This is a genomic window from Ornithinibacillus bavariensis, from assembly GCF_018333235.1.
Lineage (GTDB): Bacteria > Bacillota > Bacilli > Bacillales > Amphibacillaceae > Ornithinibacillus > Ornithinibacillus bavariensis.
Window position 1 is genome coordinate 250,605 of the sequence record NZ_BORP01000004.1, and the last position, 18,848, is coordinate 269,452.

Consider the following 18,848-nt stretch of genomic DNA (forward strand, 5'->3'; position numbering starts at 1 on the left):
TTTGTTTTCCCGTCTTAGTGTTTTTTCGTGTAGTCACGTTCACGTGGCGGAATTAACGATACATCAATTTCTTCATAGGAGAATACTGGAGCGTTTTGTTCAGCATCATATTGTGCAATCGTAGTTTTTAACCACTCTGCATCATTCCGTTTAGGGAATTCTGGTTTATAATGTGCTCCACGACTCTCGTTACGATTATAAGCACCAATAGTAATAACACGTGCTAGTTGAAGCATATTTTTCAGCTGACGAGTGAACATTACACCTTGGTTATTCCAGCGAGAGGTGTCGTTAATATTAATATTGTCCCAACGTTGCAGTAACTCTTGAATTTTCTCGTCGGTTTTTAGTAGTTTAGCATTTTCACGAACTACTGTAACATTAGCGGTCATCCATTCGCCAAGCTCATGATGAATTTGATAAGCATTTTCGCTTCCTTCCATCTTTAATAGAGCTTCGAATTTCTCTTCTTCTTCTTTTACACGATTTTCAAATAAACTAGAATCCAAATCTTGAACATGCTTGGATAAGCCCTCCACATATTCAATCGCCTTAGGACCAGCAACCATTCCACCATAAATAGCAGAAAGTAAAGAGTTTGCTCCTAAACGGTTAGCACCATGCTGTGAATAATCACATTCTCCAGCGGCAAAAATACCCGGAATACTAGTCATTTGATTATAATCAACCCATAATCCACCCATTGAATAGTGAACTGCTGGGAAAATTTTCATTGGAACCTTACGTGGATCTTCTCCGACGAATTTTTCATAGATTTCAATAATACCACCAAGCTTAACATCAAGCTCATGTGGATCCTTATGTGATAAGTCTAGGTAAACCATGTTCTCGCCATTGATTCCGAGCTTTTGATTTACACAGACATCAAAAATTTCACGTGTTGCAATGTCCCTAGGAACAAGGTTTCCATATGCAGGATATTTTTCCTCTAAGAAATACCATGGTTCTCCATCTTTATATGTCCAAATACGACCACCTTCACCACGAGCTGATTCACTCATTAAACGAAGCTTATCATCACCTGGAATTGCTGTAGGATGGATCTGAATAAATTCTCCATTTGCATATTTAGCACCCTGTTGGTATAAAATACTTGCAGCAGAACCCGTATTAATCATGGAGTTCGTTGATTTACCAAAGATAATACCAGGGCCACCTGTTGCCATTATCGTAGCATCTGAAGGGAATGATTTGATTTCATGAGATTTCATGTTTTGAGCTATAATCCCACGACCAACACCTTCATCATCGATTACGGCTCCTAAGAATTCCCAGCCTTCATATTTTGTAACCAATCCCTCTACCTCATACCGACGAACCTGTTCATCTAAAGCATAGAGTAATTGTTGACCTGTTGTAGCCCCAGCAAATGCTGTGCGGTGATGTTGTGTACCACCAAAACGACGGAAATCAAGTAAGCCTTCTGGAGTACGGTTAAACATTACTCCCATACGATCTAGCATATTGATAATTCCTGGTGCAGCTTCACACATTGCTTTTACTGGTGGTTGATTTGCTAAAAAGTCTCCACCGTACACTGTATCATCAAAGTGAATCCAAGGAGAATCCCCTTCTCCTTTTGTATTTACAGCACCATTAATACCACCTTGGGCACAAACAGAGTGAGAACGTTTTACTGGTACAACTGAAAATAAGTCTACACTTACCCCAGCTTCAGCAGCTTTAATGGTTGCCATCAAACCAGCTAAGCCTCCGCCTACTACAGCGATTTTACGATTATTCATAATGAAAACTCACTCCCTCTCTTAAAACTTACACTCCATATGCGAATGCAATTAACGATCTAATACCAATATAGCTAACTAGTAAAAAGACAATTAATGTAAAATATGTAACAATTTTTTGTGATCTTGGAGATTGTGCAATGCCCCAAGAAACCAAGAAGCCCCATAAACCATTTGAAAAATGGAATACGGCAGACACTACACCGATTACATAGAACCAAAACATTGCTGGATTATCAAGAATTCCTTGCATTAAACTGTAGTTTAAATCTACATTACCAAGAGCAATTTGCACACGGGTTTCAAATACATGCCATGCAAGAAATACTAAGGTAATTATTCCAGTAATACGCTGTAAATAAAACATCCAGTTACGGAAAAATCCGAATCTTCTTACATTGTTTTTTGCGATAAACACAATGTAAACCCCTAATATTGCATGGAAAAGGATTGGTAAATAAATTACAAAAATTTCAAGTAGCAGTAAAAATGGAAGGCTTTCCATAAAATCGATCGCCTGATTAAAGCTTTCTTCACCATATACCGCAAAATGGTTAACTACCAAGTGCAAAATTAAGAAAAGTCCAATAGGTACTACCCCTAGTAATGAGTGCAGCCTTCTGTAAAAATACTCCCTATGTTCCGCCATGTGATACCCCCCTTAATTCTTCTGATGATTAGTCCTTCGTTCCTCACAAAAAAAGACATGTTTTTTGGAAGAAACATGGAATTATAACATGTTTATTGTACTTCTATCTTCTCTAAGCGTCAAGGAAAGGTATTTAATAAACCCGTATAATTTAAATCGCTTTCATTCTGTAAATGTTCCTTGCGTTTATAGTAAATTGCATGGATAATAGCAATATACTTATCATGTTACTAGGTGACTTTTCATACAGGAAGGGAACGGGCTATGCAGAAAAAACAAGAAAAAATTCCTATCTCATTAGTGGATGAGATCCAATCAACAGGGGCTGGATATGATTTATTGCGTTATGTATGTCTTCCAGATGTATTCGGTTCAGAAGCTGAGGCACTACTATATTTTATGGGTAGGAATTTAGCGAGAAAATTTGATATACAATCCTTAAGTGACATATATTACTTTTTTGAAAAGGTAGGATGGGGACGACTAGAATTATTTAAAGAGAAGCGAAAAGAACTTGAATTTCATTTAATGGCAGATGCGGTCGTACAACGGCTTTCTATGCCAGTTTCAACAGAATTTCGTTTAGAGGCTGGTTTTTTAGCAGAAGCTATTTCCACTATTAAAGGAATCGAATGTGAATGTGTTGAAGATGTTCGAACTAAGATTCATCAAATAGAATTCAGGGTTGTATTTACAGAATAAGGGCCTGTTATGGTAGTGACCCCCAAAAGTTAGGTTTTTTACTCTTACTTTTGGGGTGCAGTACCTATCCAGCTCCTTATTTTTCATTTTCCTTATTTAATTCAGTTAAAATTTGTTCGGCAATATTATGGGGTATTCCTAATCTCGTTATCTCTTCAATTGGGGCCTGACGTATTTCATTAACCGATTTAAAATGCTTCAATAATAGCTTTTTTCGCTTTTCCCCAACACCAGGAATAGTGTCTAATGCCGATTGAATTAAATTTTTCCCTCGAAGCTGCCTATGAAAAGTAATAGCAAAGCGATGAACTTCATCTTGAATACGCTGAATCAAATAAAACTCCTGTGACTGCCTTGATAGCTCGACAACACTTGGTGGTGTTCCATATAGTAATTCGCTCGTTCGATGCTTGTCATCTTTAGCTAATCCACAGAGTGGGATATCTAAACCAAGTTCATTTTCCAACACATCAAGTGCAGCATTCATTTGTCCCTTCCCACCATCTACAATAATTAAATCTGGTAAGGGTAGAGCTTCCTTCAAGACCCGTGTATACCTTCTTCTGATTACCTCACGCATTGTTTCATAATCATCTGGGCCTTTAACATCTTTAATTTTATATTTACGATAGTCCTTTTTACTAGGCTTCCCATCAACGAATACTACCATAGCTGAGACTGGATCAGTTCCTTGAATATTAGAGTTATCAAACGCTTCGATGCGATGTGGAATTTCTATATTCAAAATTTCTCCTAATTTCTCCACCGCAAGGACGGTTCGTTCCTCATCCCGTTCGATAATTGAAAACTTTTCCGTTAACGAGGCTTTAGCATTTTCCATCGCTAATTCTACTAATTCCTTTTTCTTACCGCGATAAGGCGTATGGACTTCAATTTCCAATAGTTTTTCTAGAAGAGTCGTTTCAGTACCTATTGGGACTAATATTTGTTTAGGCTTTGGATGAGCCTGATGAAGATAAAATCGACCTATATAACTCAAAAAGGTATCTTCTGCTTCATCAAAAAAAGGAAATACAGAAACATCGCGCTCAATTAATTTGCCTTGACGAATAAAGAATACTTGGATACACATCCAGCCTTTGTCATAACTAAAACCAAAGACATCCCGGTCCATCGTATCATTTAAGGTCATCTTTTGTTGTTCCATAACTACTTCAATATGCTGAATCTGGTCTCTAAGCTCTTTCGCTCGTTCAAAATTCAATTGTTCACTTGCTTCAAGCATTTTTTCGGTGAGTTGCTTTTTAATTTCTTTATACCCACCTTGTAAGAACGAGGTTACATTTTGAACAATTTCTTTATATTCCGCCTCTGAAGGAGGTTTGTCACCACAAGCTAAGCATTGATTCATATGGTAGTATAAACATGGCCTACCCGGCGGATTATTGCATTTTCGAAGTGGATATAGTCGATCTAGCAGTTTTTTTGTTTCACGTGCTGCTATTACATTGGGATAGGGTCCAAAATATTTTCCCTTGTCTTTCTTTATCTTTCTCGTAATTAATAACCGGGGATGTCTTTCTGAAGTAATCTTCAAATATGGGTAGGATTTATCATCCTTCAACATGACATTATATTTTGGGTCATACTTCTTTATAAGATTCATTTCTAAAATGAGTGCTTCAATTTCTGAAGAGGTAATAATATACTCAAAATCTTCTATTTCTTGAACAAGTCGTTGTGTTTTTTGATCATGAGCACCAGTGAAGTAAGAGCGGACTCTATTTTTTAAAAGCTTTGATTTACCAACATAAATTATAGTGCCATGTCGATCTTTCATTAAGTAGCACCCTGGCTTGGCAGGCAAGACGGCTAATTTCTCTTGAATATTCTGGTTCATAGAATTTCATTCCTCACTAAAAGCGTGCAATTAGAAATAATCCCCTGTCACTGTGTAACAAGGGATTTTATCTTTTCCATTTATCATTAAGCGTGCTTATTGATTAGTTCAACAAGAGCTTCTTTTGGTTGGAAACCAATTACTTGATCAACAACATTACCATCTTTAAATAATAATAATGTTGGAATACTCATTACGCCAAATTTGCTTGCTGTTTCTTGATTATCGTCAACATCAAGCTTAACGATTTGAACTTTATCAGACATTTCGCCATCAATTTCTTCAAGAACTGGAGCAATCATTTTACAAGGACCACACCAAGGTGCCCAAAAATCTACTAGGACCAAACCTTCAGCAGTTTCACTTGCAAAGTTTTGATCAGTAACGTTTTTAATTGCCATCGATTTTCCTCCTCTACTTACTTCATTTCAACATGAGTATACCATTATTAGAAAAACCTTACTAACAGTTTGCTTATCTTAAGCATAATTATCCGTAAGAAGCTATGGCACTTCTATAGGTAAAAAAAGGTTATCAGGAGAGTGATAACCCTCTTGATAACCATTTCTTACTATTAATTGCCCTTTAACTTCTTAATTTCTTCTGTTAGCATTGGAACTACTTCAAATAAGTCACCAACGATTCCGTAATCAGCAACATTAAAAATATTTGCTTCTGGGTCTTTATTAATTGCTACAATTACCTTTGAATTAGACATCCCGGCTAAATGTTGAATAGCACCAGAGATTCCAACAGCTATATAAAGATCTGGCGTTACAACTTTACCAGTCTGACCTATTTGTAGCGAGTAATCACAGTAATCTGCATCACATGCTCCACGAGATGCCCCCACTGCTCCTCCTAATACTTCTGCTAATTCATATAATGGCTTGAACCCATCTGCACTTTTAACTCCTCGTCCCCCAGCTACTACTACTTTTGCTTCTGATAAATCTACACCCTCAGATGCTTTTCGTAATACCGCTTTAATAACTGTACGCAAATCAGAGATTTCAACAGACTTCTCTTCCACATTTCCCGAACGGGATTCATCACGATCCAATGCCGGTATGTTGTTTGGGCGAATTGTTGCAAACAATAACCCATCTGTAATTACCTTCTTTTCAAAGGCTTTTCCAGAATAGATAGGTCTTGTAAATACAGTTTGACCACCATCAACATGAATATCAACAGCATCTGAAATCAAACCAACCTCTAATTTACTTGCAATTTTTGGAGTTAAATCTTTTCCTACTGCAGTATGCCCCATTATAATACCGTAAGGGTTTTCATCTTCGATCACAGCAAGTACAGCTTGACCATAACCTTCCGAAGTATAAGAAGTTAATTTTTCGTTTTTTACAGTAACGATGCGATCCGCTCCATAGTAAATCATTTCTTGGGCTAGGTCGTTTAAGTTTTCACTTCCACAAATTACGCCGACAACTTCTGCATCAGCATTAATTTTTTTCGCTGCAGCAATCGCTTCAAAAGTAACATTACGAAGGACGCCATCTCTAGATTCACCAATAACTAGTATTTTTTCGCTCATGAGTATTTCTCCCTTCTGTCATCCAAATTAAAGTACTTTCGCTTCATTTCTAAGCAGCGAAACAAGTTCCTTCACTTGATCCTCTAACTCTCCATTAAGCACTCTTCCAGCCTCTTTTTGTGGAGGTAAGAAAATATCAATTGTTTTTGTTTTTGGCTCTAACTCGTCTTCATCTAAATCAAGATCATCGATTTCTAATTCATCCAATGGCTTTTTCTTCGCCTTCATAATTCCAGGTAAAGATGGATATCTTGGCTCATTTAGTCCTTGCTGACAAGTGACAAGTAATGGTAATGTTGTTTCTACTTTCTCGACATCACCTTCTACGTCTTTATCAATTTTTGCTGTATTACCATCAATTGCTAGGCTTGTAATCGTTGTTACATAAGAAAAACCTAAGCGTTCTGCTAAACGTGGACCTACTTGCCCACTTGCTTCGTCAATGGCAACATTTCCAGCAAGAATTAAATCTACATCTTTATCTTCAAAAAACGCTTCCAATATTTTAACTGTTGTATATTGATCTCCGTCTTCAAGATCATCTTCTGTATTTATTAATACAGCCTTATCAGCACCCATTGCTAAAGCTGTGCGTAATTGCTTTTCTGAATCTTCATCCCCTACTGTTACGACAGTTACTTCTCCACCGTGCTCATCACGCTGTTTAATCGCTTCCTCTACCGCATATTCGTCATAAGGATTGATGATAAACTCAGCACCATCATCCTCTATACGACCGTTTGAAACAGAAATTTTTTCTTCTGTATCAAATGTTTTCTTTAATAATACGTAAATGTTCATTTGACTTCCTCCTCTAGTAAACTATTAAGCTGATTATCTATCGATAAAATTAGGCTTTCTCTTTTCAATGAAAGCTTGGACCCCTTCTTTAGCATCCTCAGAACCAAAGATTTCACCAAATGCCTTGGCTTCTGCTTTTACCCCAATTGCAAAATTATCATTTTTCGCATACGAAACTAATTGCATAATACGATTAATGGTTGGCTTGCTTTTAGCTGCAATTTTACTTGCGACTGAAAAAGCAACATCAAAAACCTCTTCCTCACTCGTAATTTGATTAACCAGTCCTAATTGATATGCTTCTTTCGCAGAAATCGGCTCACCAGTTAATATCATCTCATAAGCTTTCGGTGTTCCAACTAGTTGTGGCAATCTTTGTGTTCCAGCAAAACCTGGGATTATACCAAGAGTAAGCTCTGGTAGCCCTAATTTTGCGTTTTCGGTAGCTATACGAATATGACAAGCCATTGCAAGTTCCAATCCACCACCAAGTGCAGCACCATGAATGGCCGCAATAACAGGAATGGAGAGATTCTCTATTCGATCAAATATTTGCTGACCAAATTCTGAAAGGGATTGGTAATCAGAAGCTTCCTGAAGGGATGTAAATTCTTTTATATCTGCTCCTGCAGAAAAAAATCTTCCCTCTCCCTTTAAGACAATTGCTTTTACTTTTTCCTCGCGTTGAATCTCATCCAGCCTTTCTGAAAGCGCTTTTAATAGATTGCTAGATAATGCATTAGCAGGTGGGCTCTGGATAGTTAGAGTCGCCACATGCTGATGCAATTCATACAAAATTGTTCCCAAGTTTACACCTCTTCTCGAAAATCAATTCTTTTTATAAAACTATGTAATTCTATCTAACCATAATACCTTTTGTAAGTAAATCATGAACAGCAGGAGCAAGACCAACTAGATCATATTTTTCCTCATTCATTACCCAGTTTGTCACAGTCTCATCAAGCGTACCGAATATCATTTGTCTCATTAATTGTTTATTCATATCATTCCGGAAAATTTTTTGCTCAATTCCTTCTTTGATAATGCCATCAATAACATCTAGGTACGGCTTTAAAATACTATTGATTTGATGTCTTAATGTTAGATTCGATTGTCTAAGCTCCAACTGTGTCACGATTGCTAAGTGATGATTAGCTGCAAGCTGTCTAAAATGCATTTGGATAAGCGTTAACAGCTTATCACTTGCAGTTTCTCTTTGACTTGTTGCAGAAGCAATTTGTTCAATAAATTGGCCCATCTTTTCTTCAAATACGGAAACAAGAATGTCTTCTTTATTTTTAAAGTACAAATAGATGGTCCCATCTGCTACACCAGCTTTCTTAGCTATCTTTGACACCTGTGATCCATGGTAGCCATTTTCTGCTATAACATCTACTGCTGCATCTATAATTAAATTATATTTAGGTTTATTTTTCTTCATTTTCTTTCTCCTTCACACTTAACCATGCTGACAAATGAATGAATCATCATTCATTTTATATTGTAAAATGATATACCTAATCTGTCAATAACTAGGCATGTACTTTTGGGAAGGAAAAGAGATTTTTGTTTAAGAAGTAGGTGACTCTGTCTTATATTTACTTTTCTCTTCATCAATTAATTGCCTTCTCAGGATTTTTCCTACGGCTGTTTTTGGTAACTCATCACGAAAATCATAAATTCTTGGTACCTTATATGCAGCAAGGTTTTCACGACAATATGCATTTAATTCCTCTTCCGTTACGGCATACCCTTCTTTTATCACGACATACGCCTTCACCGTTTCACCTCTGTATGGATCGGGAACACCGGCCACTACTGCTTCTAAAACGGCTTCATGTTCATATAAAACCTCTTCTACCTCACGCGGATAAATATTGTAACCACCCGCAATAATCATATCCTTTTTACGGTCTACAATATAGAAATAACCATTCTCATCCATGTATCCTAAATCACCTGTTAATAACCAACCGTCCTTCAACGTATTTTCTGTATCCTCTGGCTTGTTCCAATAACCCTTCATCACCTGTGGACCTTTTACTGCTAATTCTCCAACTTCACCAGCTTTGACCTCATCTTCATAGGTCTCCATGTTTAAGATTTTAGCATCTGTATCTGGCCATGGTATTCCAATACTACCACTTATTCGATTTCCGTAGACTAGATTAGCATGTGTTACTGGAGATGATTCGGTTAACCCATATCCTTCAACGAGTCGACCACTTGTCACTTTTTCAAATTTCTCTTGAACCTCTACTGGGAGTGGAGCCGATCCACTAATACAAGCTTGAACAGAGGAGAGATCATATTTTTGTAAATCTGGATGGTTTAACAATCCGATGTATATTGTCGGCGCTCCAGGAAACAAGGTTGGCTTCAACTTATGAATGGTTTTTAGGACTTCTCCCGCATTAAACTTTGGTAGGAGGATCATTTTTGCCCCGTTAAAGATAGAAATGTTCATGACTGCGGTCATACCATAGACATGGAAGAAAGGTAATACACCGAGTACTACTTCTTCACCCTTTTTCATTTTGTAAATCCATGCTTCACACATCTTTGCATTGGCTACTAAATTACGGTGAGTTAGAATAACGCCTTTAGGAAAGCCTGTCGTTCCACCTGTGTATTGTAATAAGGCAATATCCTCTACTGGATCAACCGCTACCTTTTGATAAGCTGCTTCCGCTTTCGCCATAATGGATGTCCATAAATGTGTATTGCTAGACTCTTCTACTTTCACAACCATATTGTATTGCTTTTTTTGAATAAATGGGTAAATAAGGTTTTTCGGAAACGGTAAATAATCCTTTATCCCTGTAACAATCATGTGTTCTAGAGACGTGTTACCTTTCACACTAGTTACCCTTGGAACAAGAATGTCCAGGCAAACAATTACCCTCGAACCAGAATCCTTCATTTGATATTCTAGTTCTCTTTCGGTGTAAAGTGGATTAGTTTGCACAACAACCGCTCCAGCCATCAATGCACCATAATAGCCTATGACAGCCTGTGGACTATTTGGTAACATGATAGCAACTCGGTCTCCCTTTACTACACCCAAGCCTTGTAAATAATTTGCAAACTTCTTCGCAGACTGACACAGCTCCTCATAAGTTAATTCTTTTCCCATAAAATAAAGCGCTTTCTTTTCTTTGTACCTTAATGCAGTATCTTCTAAAAAATGATGTAATGGCTTCTCATCATAATGTAGAGAAGTCGGTATTTCCTTAGGATAATGCTGATGCCATCTTCTTTCTTCAACCATTAGAATACCTCCTTTTTAGTATACTTATATCCTATTATACCGACTTATTAATATTTTTTGAATTCTTATTTTCCTTTATTGTTAAAATTATTTGATTTCTCGCATTAAAATATACTGAAATCAATATCAAATGTAAGGTAGATAACACCTACTATTACGAAAACTACTGCTACACCAATACATATCTTTGCTAAAGTTTCCATCTGACTCTCCCTCACATAAATTAGATGATACTTGCCCCAATTATAAACGATAAACCAATTGAAATTATCATAGAAATTAGTCCAACAGCTTTATTTCCTTTGCCAATCTCTTCATCAATTTTCATTGTTGGTGTCAAAAACTCAAAGATAAAATACCCTAATAAAAGTAGTACAAACCCTACCGTTCCCCATGCAATACTAATTAATAACGTATCATTATGTTCAATAGAGTAACGGAATATGGTAGCAATCCCGAATATTTTCCCACCAGTGGCCATTGCTACCGCAAGATTTCCTTTTCTAATCTCTTCCCAGTTTTTATACGAAGTAACTAATTCAAAAATAGCTAAAAAAACTATTGTGCATAGAATAACAACACTGTATCGTGCCGCAGTATCTACTAGTACATTCTCCCAAAATCCGTTCATCTACGTACCCTCCCCCTCTAATTCCAACTTATCGAAATTCAATAACAGTCACACCACTACCACCTTCTCCTGCATCACCAGGACGAGAAGAGGAAATACTTGGGTGCTTTTTCACATACTCCTGTACACCCTTCCGAAGTGCACCAGTACCTTTACCATGTATGATAAAAGCTTTCGGATATCCTGCCAATACAGCATCATCAATATATTTCTCCAATTTGAGTAAAGCATCTTCAAAACGTTCGCCACGCAGATCCAACTCTAATGGTACATGATAGTTAGATCCTTTTACAGTTGTTAAAGGTTTTTCATAGGTCTTTTTAGGCTTGCCGACCAAATGTATGTCATTTCGTTTTACCTTTACCTTCATAATACCTACTTGAACTAAATATTCATTGTCATTAACCTTTTCTAGAACTGTACCATTTTGATTTACTGTTAATAGTTTAATTTCATCACCAGGTTGTAATTCTGCTTTTGTTACATCCTGTTTAACTTCTTTTACTTGCTTAGTAGAAAGCTTAGGTTGTGCCTCTTCTAACATTTTTCTCGCTTCTATCCATTCATGCTCCTTCAGCTGGGCATCAGTCTTCATCTTACGAATTTCTCCGACAATAATTTCAGCTTCCTCACGTGCCTTATTTAAAGCTTTTTCTGCTTTTTCCTCTGCCTTCTTATATAATAATTCACGCTTACGCTCGAACTCCTGCCATTCCTCTTGAATTTGATTTCGGAGTTTTTCACTTTCTAATAAGACCCTATGCGCCTCTTCATATTCTCTTTCAGCCTGAAGCTTTGACGTTTCAAGGGAAGCAATCATGTTTTCTACACTCTTAGAATCAACTCCAATAAGGCTTTTTGCTCTTTCAATAATTGTATCTTCTAGTCCAAGCCGTTTGGAAATTTCAAATGCATTACTTCTTCCAGGTACACCAATTAATAATCTGTAGGTTGGTTGAAGTGTTTCAACATCGAATTCCATCGATGCATTGATCACGTTTTCCCGGTTATAGCCATATGCCTTTAATTCAGGATAGTGAGTTGTAGCGATGACACGAGCATTTCTAGAAATTACTTCATCTAATATTGACATTGCAAGCGCTGCACCCTCCTGTGGATCCGTTCCAGCACCTAATTCATCAAACAACACAAGCGTATGATCATCCACCTGCTTTAAAATATCAACAATATTCGTCATATGAGAGGAAAATGTACTCAAGTTTTGTTCAATGGACTGCTCATCACCAATATCAGCAAAGACATGCGTAAATACTGCTAACTCACAACCATCTAGTGCAGGCACTTGTAGACCAGATTGTGCCATAAGTATACACAGACCAACCATTTTTAAGGTTACTGTCTTTCCACCAGTATTAGGTCCCGTTATCACAATAGAGGTGAAATCTTTACCAATTTCAATATCATTTGCTACTACTTCATCTATTGCAATTAATGGATGACGAGCTTGCTGCATCTTAATATATCCTTGATCATTCATTTTTGGTCTTGATGCCTTCATCTCGCGACCTAGATTTGCTCTGGCAAACATATAATCAATTTTGGCTAATCGAATAACATTCTCCATTAAAAAAACCTCTTCAGCCGCAATACTTTGGCTAAGTTCCTTTAATATCCGATCAATTTCTTGTTTCTCCTTTGCATGCAATTCTTGTAATTGGTTATTTAAATCGACTACTACTTTTGGTTCCATAAACAAGGTTTGACCGGAGGCAGATTGATCATGTACAATTCCACCTACTGCTCCGCGATACTCATGTTTAACTGGTAATACATAACGATCATTTCGAATCGTTATAATCGCATCAGACAGCATATTACTTTTCATTCTTGTATAGCTTTCTAGCTTTTCTCGGACTCTGCTTTCATTTGTTCGAATCGACGAACGAATACCTCTTAGTTTTTCAGAAGCACTATCCATTACATTTCCGTGATCATCTATACAGCTTTTGATTTTCATTTCTAAATTGCGTAGGGCTGTAATTCCTTCAACCGTCTCTTTTAGAATAGGGACTTCCTCTTCAAGTCCCTCGATAAACTCTTTTGCCTGACGTCCGCCGTATATTGTGTTCGCTATATCGAGGCATTCTGAAGTACTTAATACCCCACCGATAACACTCCGTTTAATACTTGCACGGATATCAGAAATTCCCCCTAATGGAACTTGTGCATTTAATCGCAATACATTTGCCGCTTCATCGGTTTCAGCTTGGAGCTGATTTACCTCTTCTATATTTGTGGATGGCTTCAATCGGGCAGCAAGGTCTTTTCCCAAGCTAGTTGCTGCATGATTACTTAATCGCTCGATTATTTTTTTAAATTCTAACACTCGTAATATTCGCTCGTTCATGTACTTGCTCCTTTAACCATGTTGTTTATTTCTTCTAAATTACTTACTACGATTAAAATACGCTATAAGTTTCTCCTTTGTCCATGTATTTAGAATCGTTTCTTTTCGGAGCCATCCTTTTCTAGCTACTCCAATGCCATATTTCATATGCTCGAGCATTTGATAGCTATGTGCATCTGTATTAATCGCTATATTCACCCCTGCTTCTTGAGCTAGCTTAGCCCATTCAGCGGAAATATCAAATCGGTTCGGATTGGCATTAATTTCTAATGCGGTATTAGTCTCTTTTGCTCGTTCAAGTAGTTTTTCCATATTTACCTTGTAACCAGGTCTTCTGCCGATTAATCGCCCGATTGGATGGGCAATTAATGAAACATATGGATTTTCTAATGCTGTATACAATCGTTTCATTATCTGCTCTTCTGTCTGACTAAAGCTAGAATGAATCGCCCCAATGACATAGTCCATTTCCTTAAGAAAATCATTTGAAAAATCAAGTGTACCATCTGGAAGAATATCCATTTCTACACCAGCAAAAATATGGATATCCGAATATTTTTCATTTAATTTCATAATTTCTTCTCGCTGGCTACGAAGGCGATCCTCATCTAATCCATTGGCTACTCGTAAATGTTTAGAGTGATCAGTGATTGCGATATAGTCATAACCAATACTTCTTGCTTGATTAACCATTTCCTCCAGTGTCTGAGCACCGTCACTCCAGGTCGTATGCATATGCAAATCCCCACGGATATCATCTAATTCAACAAGTTTAATCTGTTCCCTAAAAGCACTTATTTCACCATTATCTTCTCTAATTTCAGGCGGAATATAGTTTAGTCCAAAGTGCTGAAAAAAGTCCTTCTCCGATTGGAAAGTTAAGATCTCATTTGTTTCTTCCACTTCAATTCCGTATTCATTAATTTTTTCACCGAGAGATTTAGCCAATTGTCTCATTGCAACATTATGGTCTTTAGAACCAGTAAAATGATGTAGAGTTGTTACAAATTCATTGTCAGAGACAAGTCTAAAATCAACATTAATATCATAGACATCATCAATTGTAATAGATACCTTTGTATCACCATGAGCAATAATATCCTTAAGTCCAGGAATTTGGACGATGGCTGCTTTAACTTTTTCAACATGATCAGTGGAAATAATAAAATCCAAATCCTTAATAGTCTCCCTCATTCTTCTGAGAGAACCGGCTCTTGAAAAGCGAATGATTTCAGGTATTGTATGCAGGTATTCTTCTATGCGCTCAGCAAGCGGTAACATATCCGCAATAGGAATACGTTCTGGTCGCTTACCAACTTCTTGCAAAGCTACTAATATCTTTTCAGCAGATTTTTTTCCAAACCCTGCTAAGCTCTCCACTTGCCCTGATTCAATTGCCCTCCTTAAGCTATCTGCATCAACTACGTTCAGTTCTTGATATAGCTTCGCGAGCTTTTTACCACCTAGTCCAGGTACATTGAGTAATGGCACTAGTCCCTGTGGTACTTCTTTTTGAAGGTCTTTTAACGTTGCAGATTCTCCGTTCTGTACATACTCTAGTATTACCGTACTTGTTCCTTTCCCAATGCCTTTTATCGTTGTAAAATCCGCTATATCGGTTAAAGACCGTTCATCTCTTTCTAGTGCTTGAGCGGCTCTTCTGAACGCAGAAATTTTAAATGGATTCTCGCCTTTTAGTTCTAAATATATTGCTATTTTCTCTAATAATTTGATAACATCTTTTTTATTAACAGACATAACTTCATCACCTACTTAAAAATAATGGCTAATTCATATAGGATATAGTCTAATTGTACAGAGCATACAATATTAATCCTAGTATTATGAATTAGCCATCTAATTATAATTTTAACATTGTCACAATATGCGTAAACCATAAATCCTTTATTTTTTCCGAGAAATAAGGGGTGTTCTCGACAATAAATAATGCTACATTCGATTTATTAATCCATTCTTGTATAATTTCAATAGGTGTCAATACGACAATATAGAGCAAGACAAAAAGAATAAGATAAATCTCTATAAATCCTAGAATAGCTCCCGCAATCTTATTTATAGAATGCAAGATAGGTAAAGACGCAATTACATCAATCATTGATGCAATAATCTGTAAGACTATTTTTACAGCAAAGAAAATTATAGCAAAAGCTATTGCATTATAGAAGGCATCTTTAATTGGAAGTGCTTGGAGGAAATTAGCCCAGAGGCTTTCATCCCCTAAATCTGGATACGGTATCCAAATTGCTAATTTCGTAGCAAGCTTATCATAATTAATTGCTGCTACTATAAACGCAACAATAAAGCCAACAAGATGAACCGCTTGTAAAATTAGCCCCCTTTTTAGTCCCATTAAGGTCCCAAATAGTAGTAAAAGTATAAGTATAAAATCAACCATATGTCTTTTATCCTCTTTCTCTCTTTATTGAACCTAGCATCGTTGCATAATCTTCCTTCAGTTTTAAATAATCATTCATCGCGTTTATAGCGGTTAATACAGCGAGACTAGTAGTATCCAGCTGCGGATTCATCTCTTGAATCTCACGCATTTTTTGATCAACAAGACTAGCTACTAAACGAACATGGCTTGCATCTTCTTCTCCAACAATTTTATAGGATCTATTACGGATTTCAACGGTTACCCGTGTTTTATCGTGATTTTGGGTCACTATGTGTCCCTCCCATTAATACTAGCATAACTACTTTTCTATTGACCTGTCATATTTTTTCTATATTTTATCTTAACATGAAGCCTAACAATTAGGAAACTGTTCCTTCACATTTTTTTACTTTTCTTTCTTACAAATACTTTGTTATAGTCTATATAACAAGAAAGGATGTCGGTTTTGATGTCGCAAAACGTCTATACATTTACAATAGATAAAATCGAAACGATGCAACATTATTATCATAAATATTTACAAGAAGCTCCTCAAGGGTCCATTTTCCGTGCAAAGACTGAGAATGCAGTTATTACTGCATATCGCTCTGGCAAGGTATTATTTCAAGGAAGTAACCCTGAGGTAGAGATTACGAAATGGGTAGGGGGATTAAATGAAGCGGAGCCTGTGAAAAAAAAGGAACCCGTGTTATCTAGCTTCTCACCACCCAATTCCTTATTTTCAGCTTCCCATATTGGTTCCGATGAAGCTGGTACCGGAGACTATTTTGGTCCTATTACGGTGGCATGCACCTATGTAAAGAAGGAACAAATCCCATTTTTAAAAGAATTAGGAGTTAGAGATTCTAAAAATTTAACAGATAGTACGATAGTAAAAATCGCCTCTGAGTTGGCACAAATGCGTTTACCTTACTCCTTATTAATTTTACATAATCCGAAATACAATGCACTACAGCGAAAGGGCTGGTCACAAGGAAAGATGAAGGCAATGCTCCATCATCATGCCATTCAAAAATTATTAAAAAAGTTAGGAACTAGTGAGTATGAAGGAATTTTGATTGATCAATTTTGTGAACCGGGAATTTATCGGAAACATATTGCTTCAGAAAATGAAAGACTCCCAGAGAGTACCTATTTCATGACTAAAGCAGAGAGTTATTCCATAGCCGTTGCAGCAGGATCTATTATTGCACGAGCAAGCTTTGTGAAGGAAATGGATAAATTATCAGAGCAAATTGGTTTTGAACTGAATAAAGGGGCATCGAAAAAGGTTGATCAAACAATTGCACGAATTATCCGCGAAAAAGGTGAAGCTGTATTAGACAGCTGTGCTAAGGTACATTTTGCTAACACAGCTAAGGCAAGACAATATTTGTAATTCATAAAAGCATATGACTTAATCTATTAAAGAATTGTCAATTGGATTCTGGCTAATTGACAATTCTTTATGACATTAAAATCAATAATTTTATTCTACTTAAAGTACCTATTTTTCCCATTCTATCATTCTATAGAATCCTCTTTTTAAAAAAACACAACTCATCCTGAAGATTAAATCCTACCTTTTGATACAATCGAATAGCATTATCATTATTCACATTCACGCAAAGGGTTATAGAGTCAATTGCTTCAAAGGTAAACAGCCATCTTATGGCACCTTTTAATAACTGTCCTCCAATTCCCAGGCCTCTCTTATCCTCAAGCACACCAAAAAATTCAATACTTGCATCACCGAATTCTGGCTCCGCTTCGACATAAATATAACCTATTAGTTCTTCATTTTCTTTTCGTATGAACACCTTTTTATACTCATCTAATCGTTCAATAATTTGTCTTCCTGAGTAATACGTTCCTGGAAATGTCTTATCATGTAATTGTTCCATAGCATCATAAAATTTAGGTGTTAATTCTTCTAATGACGCCTCCTGAAGCAGATGACTATTTGAACGATCAAAAACTAAAATTGCCTCTTCACTTTCTTTGTTAAATTGATATTTCTGTGCAAATTCTAGTACATGCTTATTCATTTTATTAGGGAATAAAGAAACTGAGCTTATATTTTTAGGTAGTATTTCAATCATTTTCTCCCACATTTCATCTACTGTATTCCAATGATTCGCCAAAGCAAAAGGTCCCCAAATTTCTGCATTCCCACTATCAATATCTGGATCAAATCCTAGTACTCCTACTAGCTTTCCTCCATCATAAGCAGTAATAAAGCTCGTATTATAAGGAATTTCTTCCTTTATGTATTGCTTTATCTCAGTACTATCCCTTCCACAATAACCGATATGAAATGATTCCTTATTGTTCATTTCCGCTATAAAATTCGCTACAGCTTCCAGTTTATTTTCTTGCATGAATGATATTGTGGCCATATTATTTCTCCTCTGTTTATTATTTAATCCATAGCTTTTCTAACCTTCTCAGGTATCATAACAACCTCTGTATTTAAATCCACCGGTCTAAAGGTAGGATCAATGCATTCATCCCAGAACTGTAAATGTTTTTTATCAATCCAGCTTTCCGACTCTTCTACAGCTTGTCCACCTTCTCCTTGAACAGAATACCAGTACAAATACACTTCTCCATTCAGGGTTTCTCGGAATATCGTTTCTACATACATTTTTTCATCTTCTAGTGTGAGTAGTACATCCTTCATATTATCATTTAGAAACTTCAACCACTCATCGACTTTTTCAGTTTTACCTTCTTTCACTTTAAACCGAGTTAATTCAACGTTCATTCTCCTGCCACCTTTTATCTAGTTTCTTGTTGTAAATAATTACTTAGCTTCTAATTTATACTATTCTATCATATTGTCTTAG

Annotated in this window: 18 protein-coding genes; 2 read left to right on the top strand and 16 right to left on the bottom strand. The window is 36.6% G+C overall.

The annotated features are described in order from the left end of the window. Positions 1-14: 14 nt before the first annotated feature. Together sdhA and KI338_RS11905 are read right to left on the bottom strand one after the other, a co-directional pair. Positions 15-1,766 carry a succinate dehydrogenase flavoprotein subunit gene (gene sdhA, locus KI338_RS11900; protein ID WP_212921214.1) on the bottom strand — a complete coding sequence of 584 codons (1,752 nt, stop codon included), beginning with the start codon at positions 1,764-1,766 and terminating at the stop codon, positions 15-17. Between the two features lie 28 nt (positions 1,767-1,794). Beyond that, positions 1,795-2,415 (bottom strand): succinate dehydrogenase cytochrome b558 subunit, encoded by a 621-nt coding sequence (locus KI338_RS11905; RefSeq protein WP_212921215.1) that lies wholly within the window; start codon positions 2,413-2,415, stop codon positions 1,795-1,797. Between the two features lie 264 nt (positions 2,416-2,679). Between KI338_RS11905 and KI338_RS11910 the strand changes: the two genes are divergently transcribed. Further along, on the top strand, positions 2,680-3,117 hold the full coding sequence (locus KI338_RS11910) for a YslB family protein (RefSeq protein ID WP_212921216.1): 438 nt from the start codon (positions 2,680-2,682) through the stop codon (positions 3,115-3,117). A gap of 76 nt (positions 3,118-3,193) precedes the next feature. Here KI338_RS11910 and uvrC read toward each other — a convergent pair whose 3' ends face one another. From uvrC to zapA, 12 genes are all read right to left on the bottom strand, one after another. Further along, entirely contained in the window at positions 3,194-4,978 is a 1,785-nt protein-coding gene (gene uvrC / locus KI338_RS11915) for an excinuclease ABC subunit UvrC (protein WP_212921217.1), read from the bottom strand. Between the two features lie 86 nt (positions 4,979-5,064). After that, complete coding sequence (gene trxA, locus KI338_RS11920; RefSeq protein ID WP_212921218.1) at positions 5,065-5,379, bottom strand: thioredoxin; 315 nt, start codon at positions 5,377-5,379, stop codon at positions 5,065-5,067. Between the two features lie 173 nt (positions 5,380-5,552). Next, positions 5,553-6,530 (bottom strand): electron transfer flavoprotein subunit alpha/FixB family protein, encoded by a 978-nt coding sequence (locus tag KI338_RS11925; protein ID WP_212921219.1) that lies wholly within the window; start codon positions 6,528-6,530, stop codon positions 5,553-5,555. A 27-nt stretch (positions 6,531-6,557) separates the two neighbouring features. After that, positions 6,558-7,331: an electron transfer flavoprotein subunit beta/FixA family protein gene (locus KI338_RS11930; protein ID WP_212921220.1), complete on the bottom strand. Its 774-nt coding sequence runs from the start codon at positions 7,329-7,331 to the stop codon at positions 6,558-6,560. 33 nt (positions 7,332-7,364) lie between these two features. Next, entirely contained in the window at positions 7,365-8,138 is a 774-nt protein-coding gene (locus tag KI338_RS11935; protein WP_212921221.1) for an enoyl-CoA hydratase, read from the bottom strand. 49 nt (positions 8,139-8,187) lie between these two features. Beyond that, positions 8,188-8,772: a fatty acid metabolism transcriptional regulator FadR gene (gene fadR / locus KI338_RS11940; protein WP_212921222.1), complete on the bottom strand. Its 585-nt coding sequence runs from the start codon at positions 8,770-8,772 to the stop codon at positions 8,188-8,190. A 129-nt stretch (positions 8,773-8,901) separates the two neighbouring features. Next, positions 8,902-10,602 (bottom strand): long-chain-fatty-acid--CoA ligase, encoded by a 1,701-nt coding sequence (locus tag KI338_RS11945; protein WP_212921223.1) that lies wholly within the window; start codon positions 10,600-10,602, stop codon positions 8,902-8,904. 223 nt (positions 10,603-10,825) lie between these two features. Beyond that, positions 10,826-11,233 (bottom strand): DUF350 domain-containing protein, encoded by a 408-nt coding sequence (locus KI338_RS11950; protein ID WP_212921224.1) that lies wholly within the window; start codon positions 11,231-11,233, stop codon positions 10,826-10,828. 28 nt (positions 11,234-11,261) lie between these two features. Next, the gene (locus KI338_RS11955) at positions 11,262-13,601 is read right to left on the bottom strand and encodes an endonuclease MutS2 (protein ID WP_212921225.1); all 2,340 of its coding nucleotides are present in this window, start codon (positions 13,599-13,601) and stop codon (positions 11,262-11,264) included. Between the two features lie 39 nt (positions 13,602-13,640). Then, positions 13,641-15,359 carry a DNA polymerase/3'-5' exonuclease PolX gene (gene polX / locus KI338_RS11960; protein WP_212921226.1) on the bottom strand — a complete coding sequence of 573 codons (1,719 nt, stop codon included), beginning with the start codon at positions 15,357-15,359 and terminating at the stop codon, positions 13,641-13,643. A gap of 103 nt (positions 15,360-15,462) precedes the next feature. After that, positions 15,463-16,017, bottom strand: a complete 555-nt coding sequence (locus KI338_RS11965; RefSeq protein WP_212921227.1) for a CvpA family protein — start codon at positions 16,015-16,017, stop codon at positions 15,463-15,465. 7 nt (positions 16,018-16,024) lie between these two features. Then, the gene (zapA, locus tag KI338_RS11970) at positions 16,025-16,288 is read right to left on the bottom strand and encodes a cell division protein ZapA (RefSeq protein WP_212921228.1); all 264 of its coding nucleotides are present in this window, start codon (positions 16,286-16,288) and stop codon (positions 16,025-16,027) included. A gap of 180 nt (positions 16,289-16,468) precedes the next feature. On the opposite strand from zapA, the gene rnhC reads away from it, so the two are divergent. Next, positions 16,469-17,398 (top strand): ribonuclease HIII, encoded by a 930-nt coding sequence (gene rnhC, locus KI338_RS11975; protein WP_212921229.1) that lies wholly within the window; start codon positions 16,469-16,471, stop codon positions 17,396-17,398. A 130-nt stretch (positions 17,399-17,528) separates the two neighbouring features. Here rnhC and KI338_RS11980 read toward each other — a convergent pair whose 3' ends face one another. Continuing rightward, a complete protein-coding gene (locus tag KI338_RS11980; protein WP_212921230.1) occupies positions 17,529-18,398 on the bottom strand; it encodes a GNAT family N-acetyltransferase in 870 nt (289 codons plus the stop codon). Between the two features lie 23 nt (positions 18,399-18,421). Next, positions 18,422-18,766, bottom strand: a complete 345-nt coding sequence (locus tag KI338_RS11985; RefSeq protein WP_212921231.1) for a DUF6176 family protein — start codon at positions 18,764-18,766, stop codon at positions 18,422-18,424. Between the last annotated feature and the right edge of the window lie 82 nt (positions 18,767-18,848).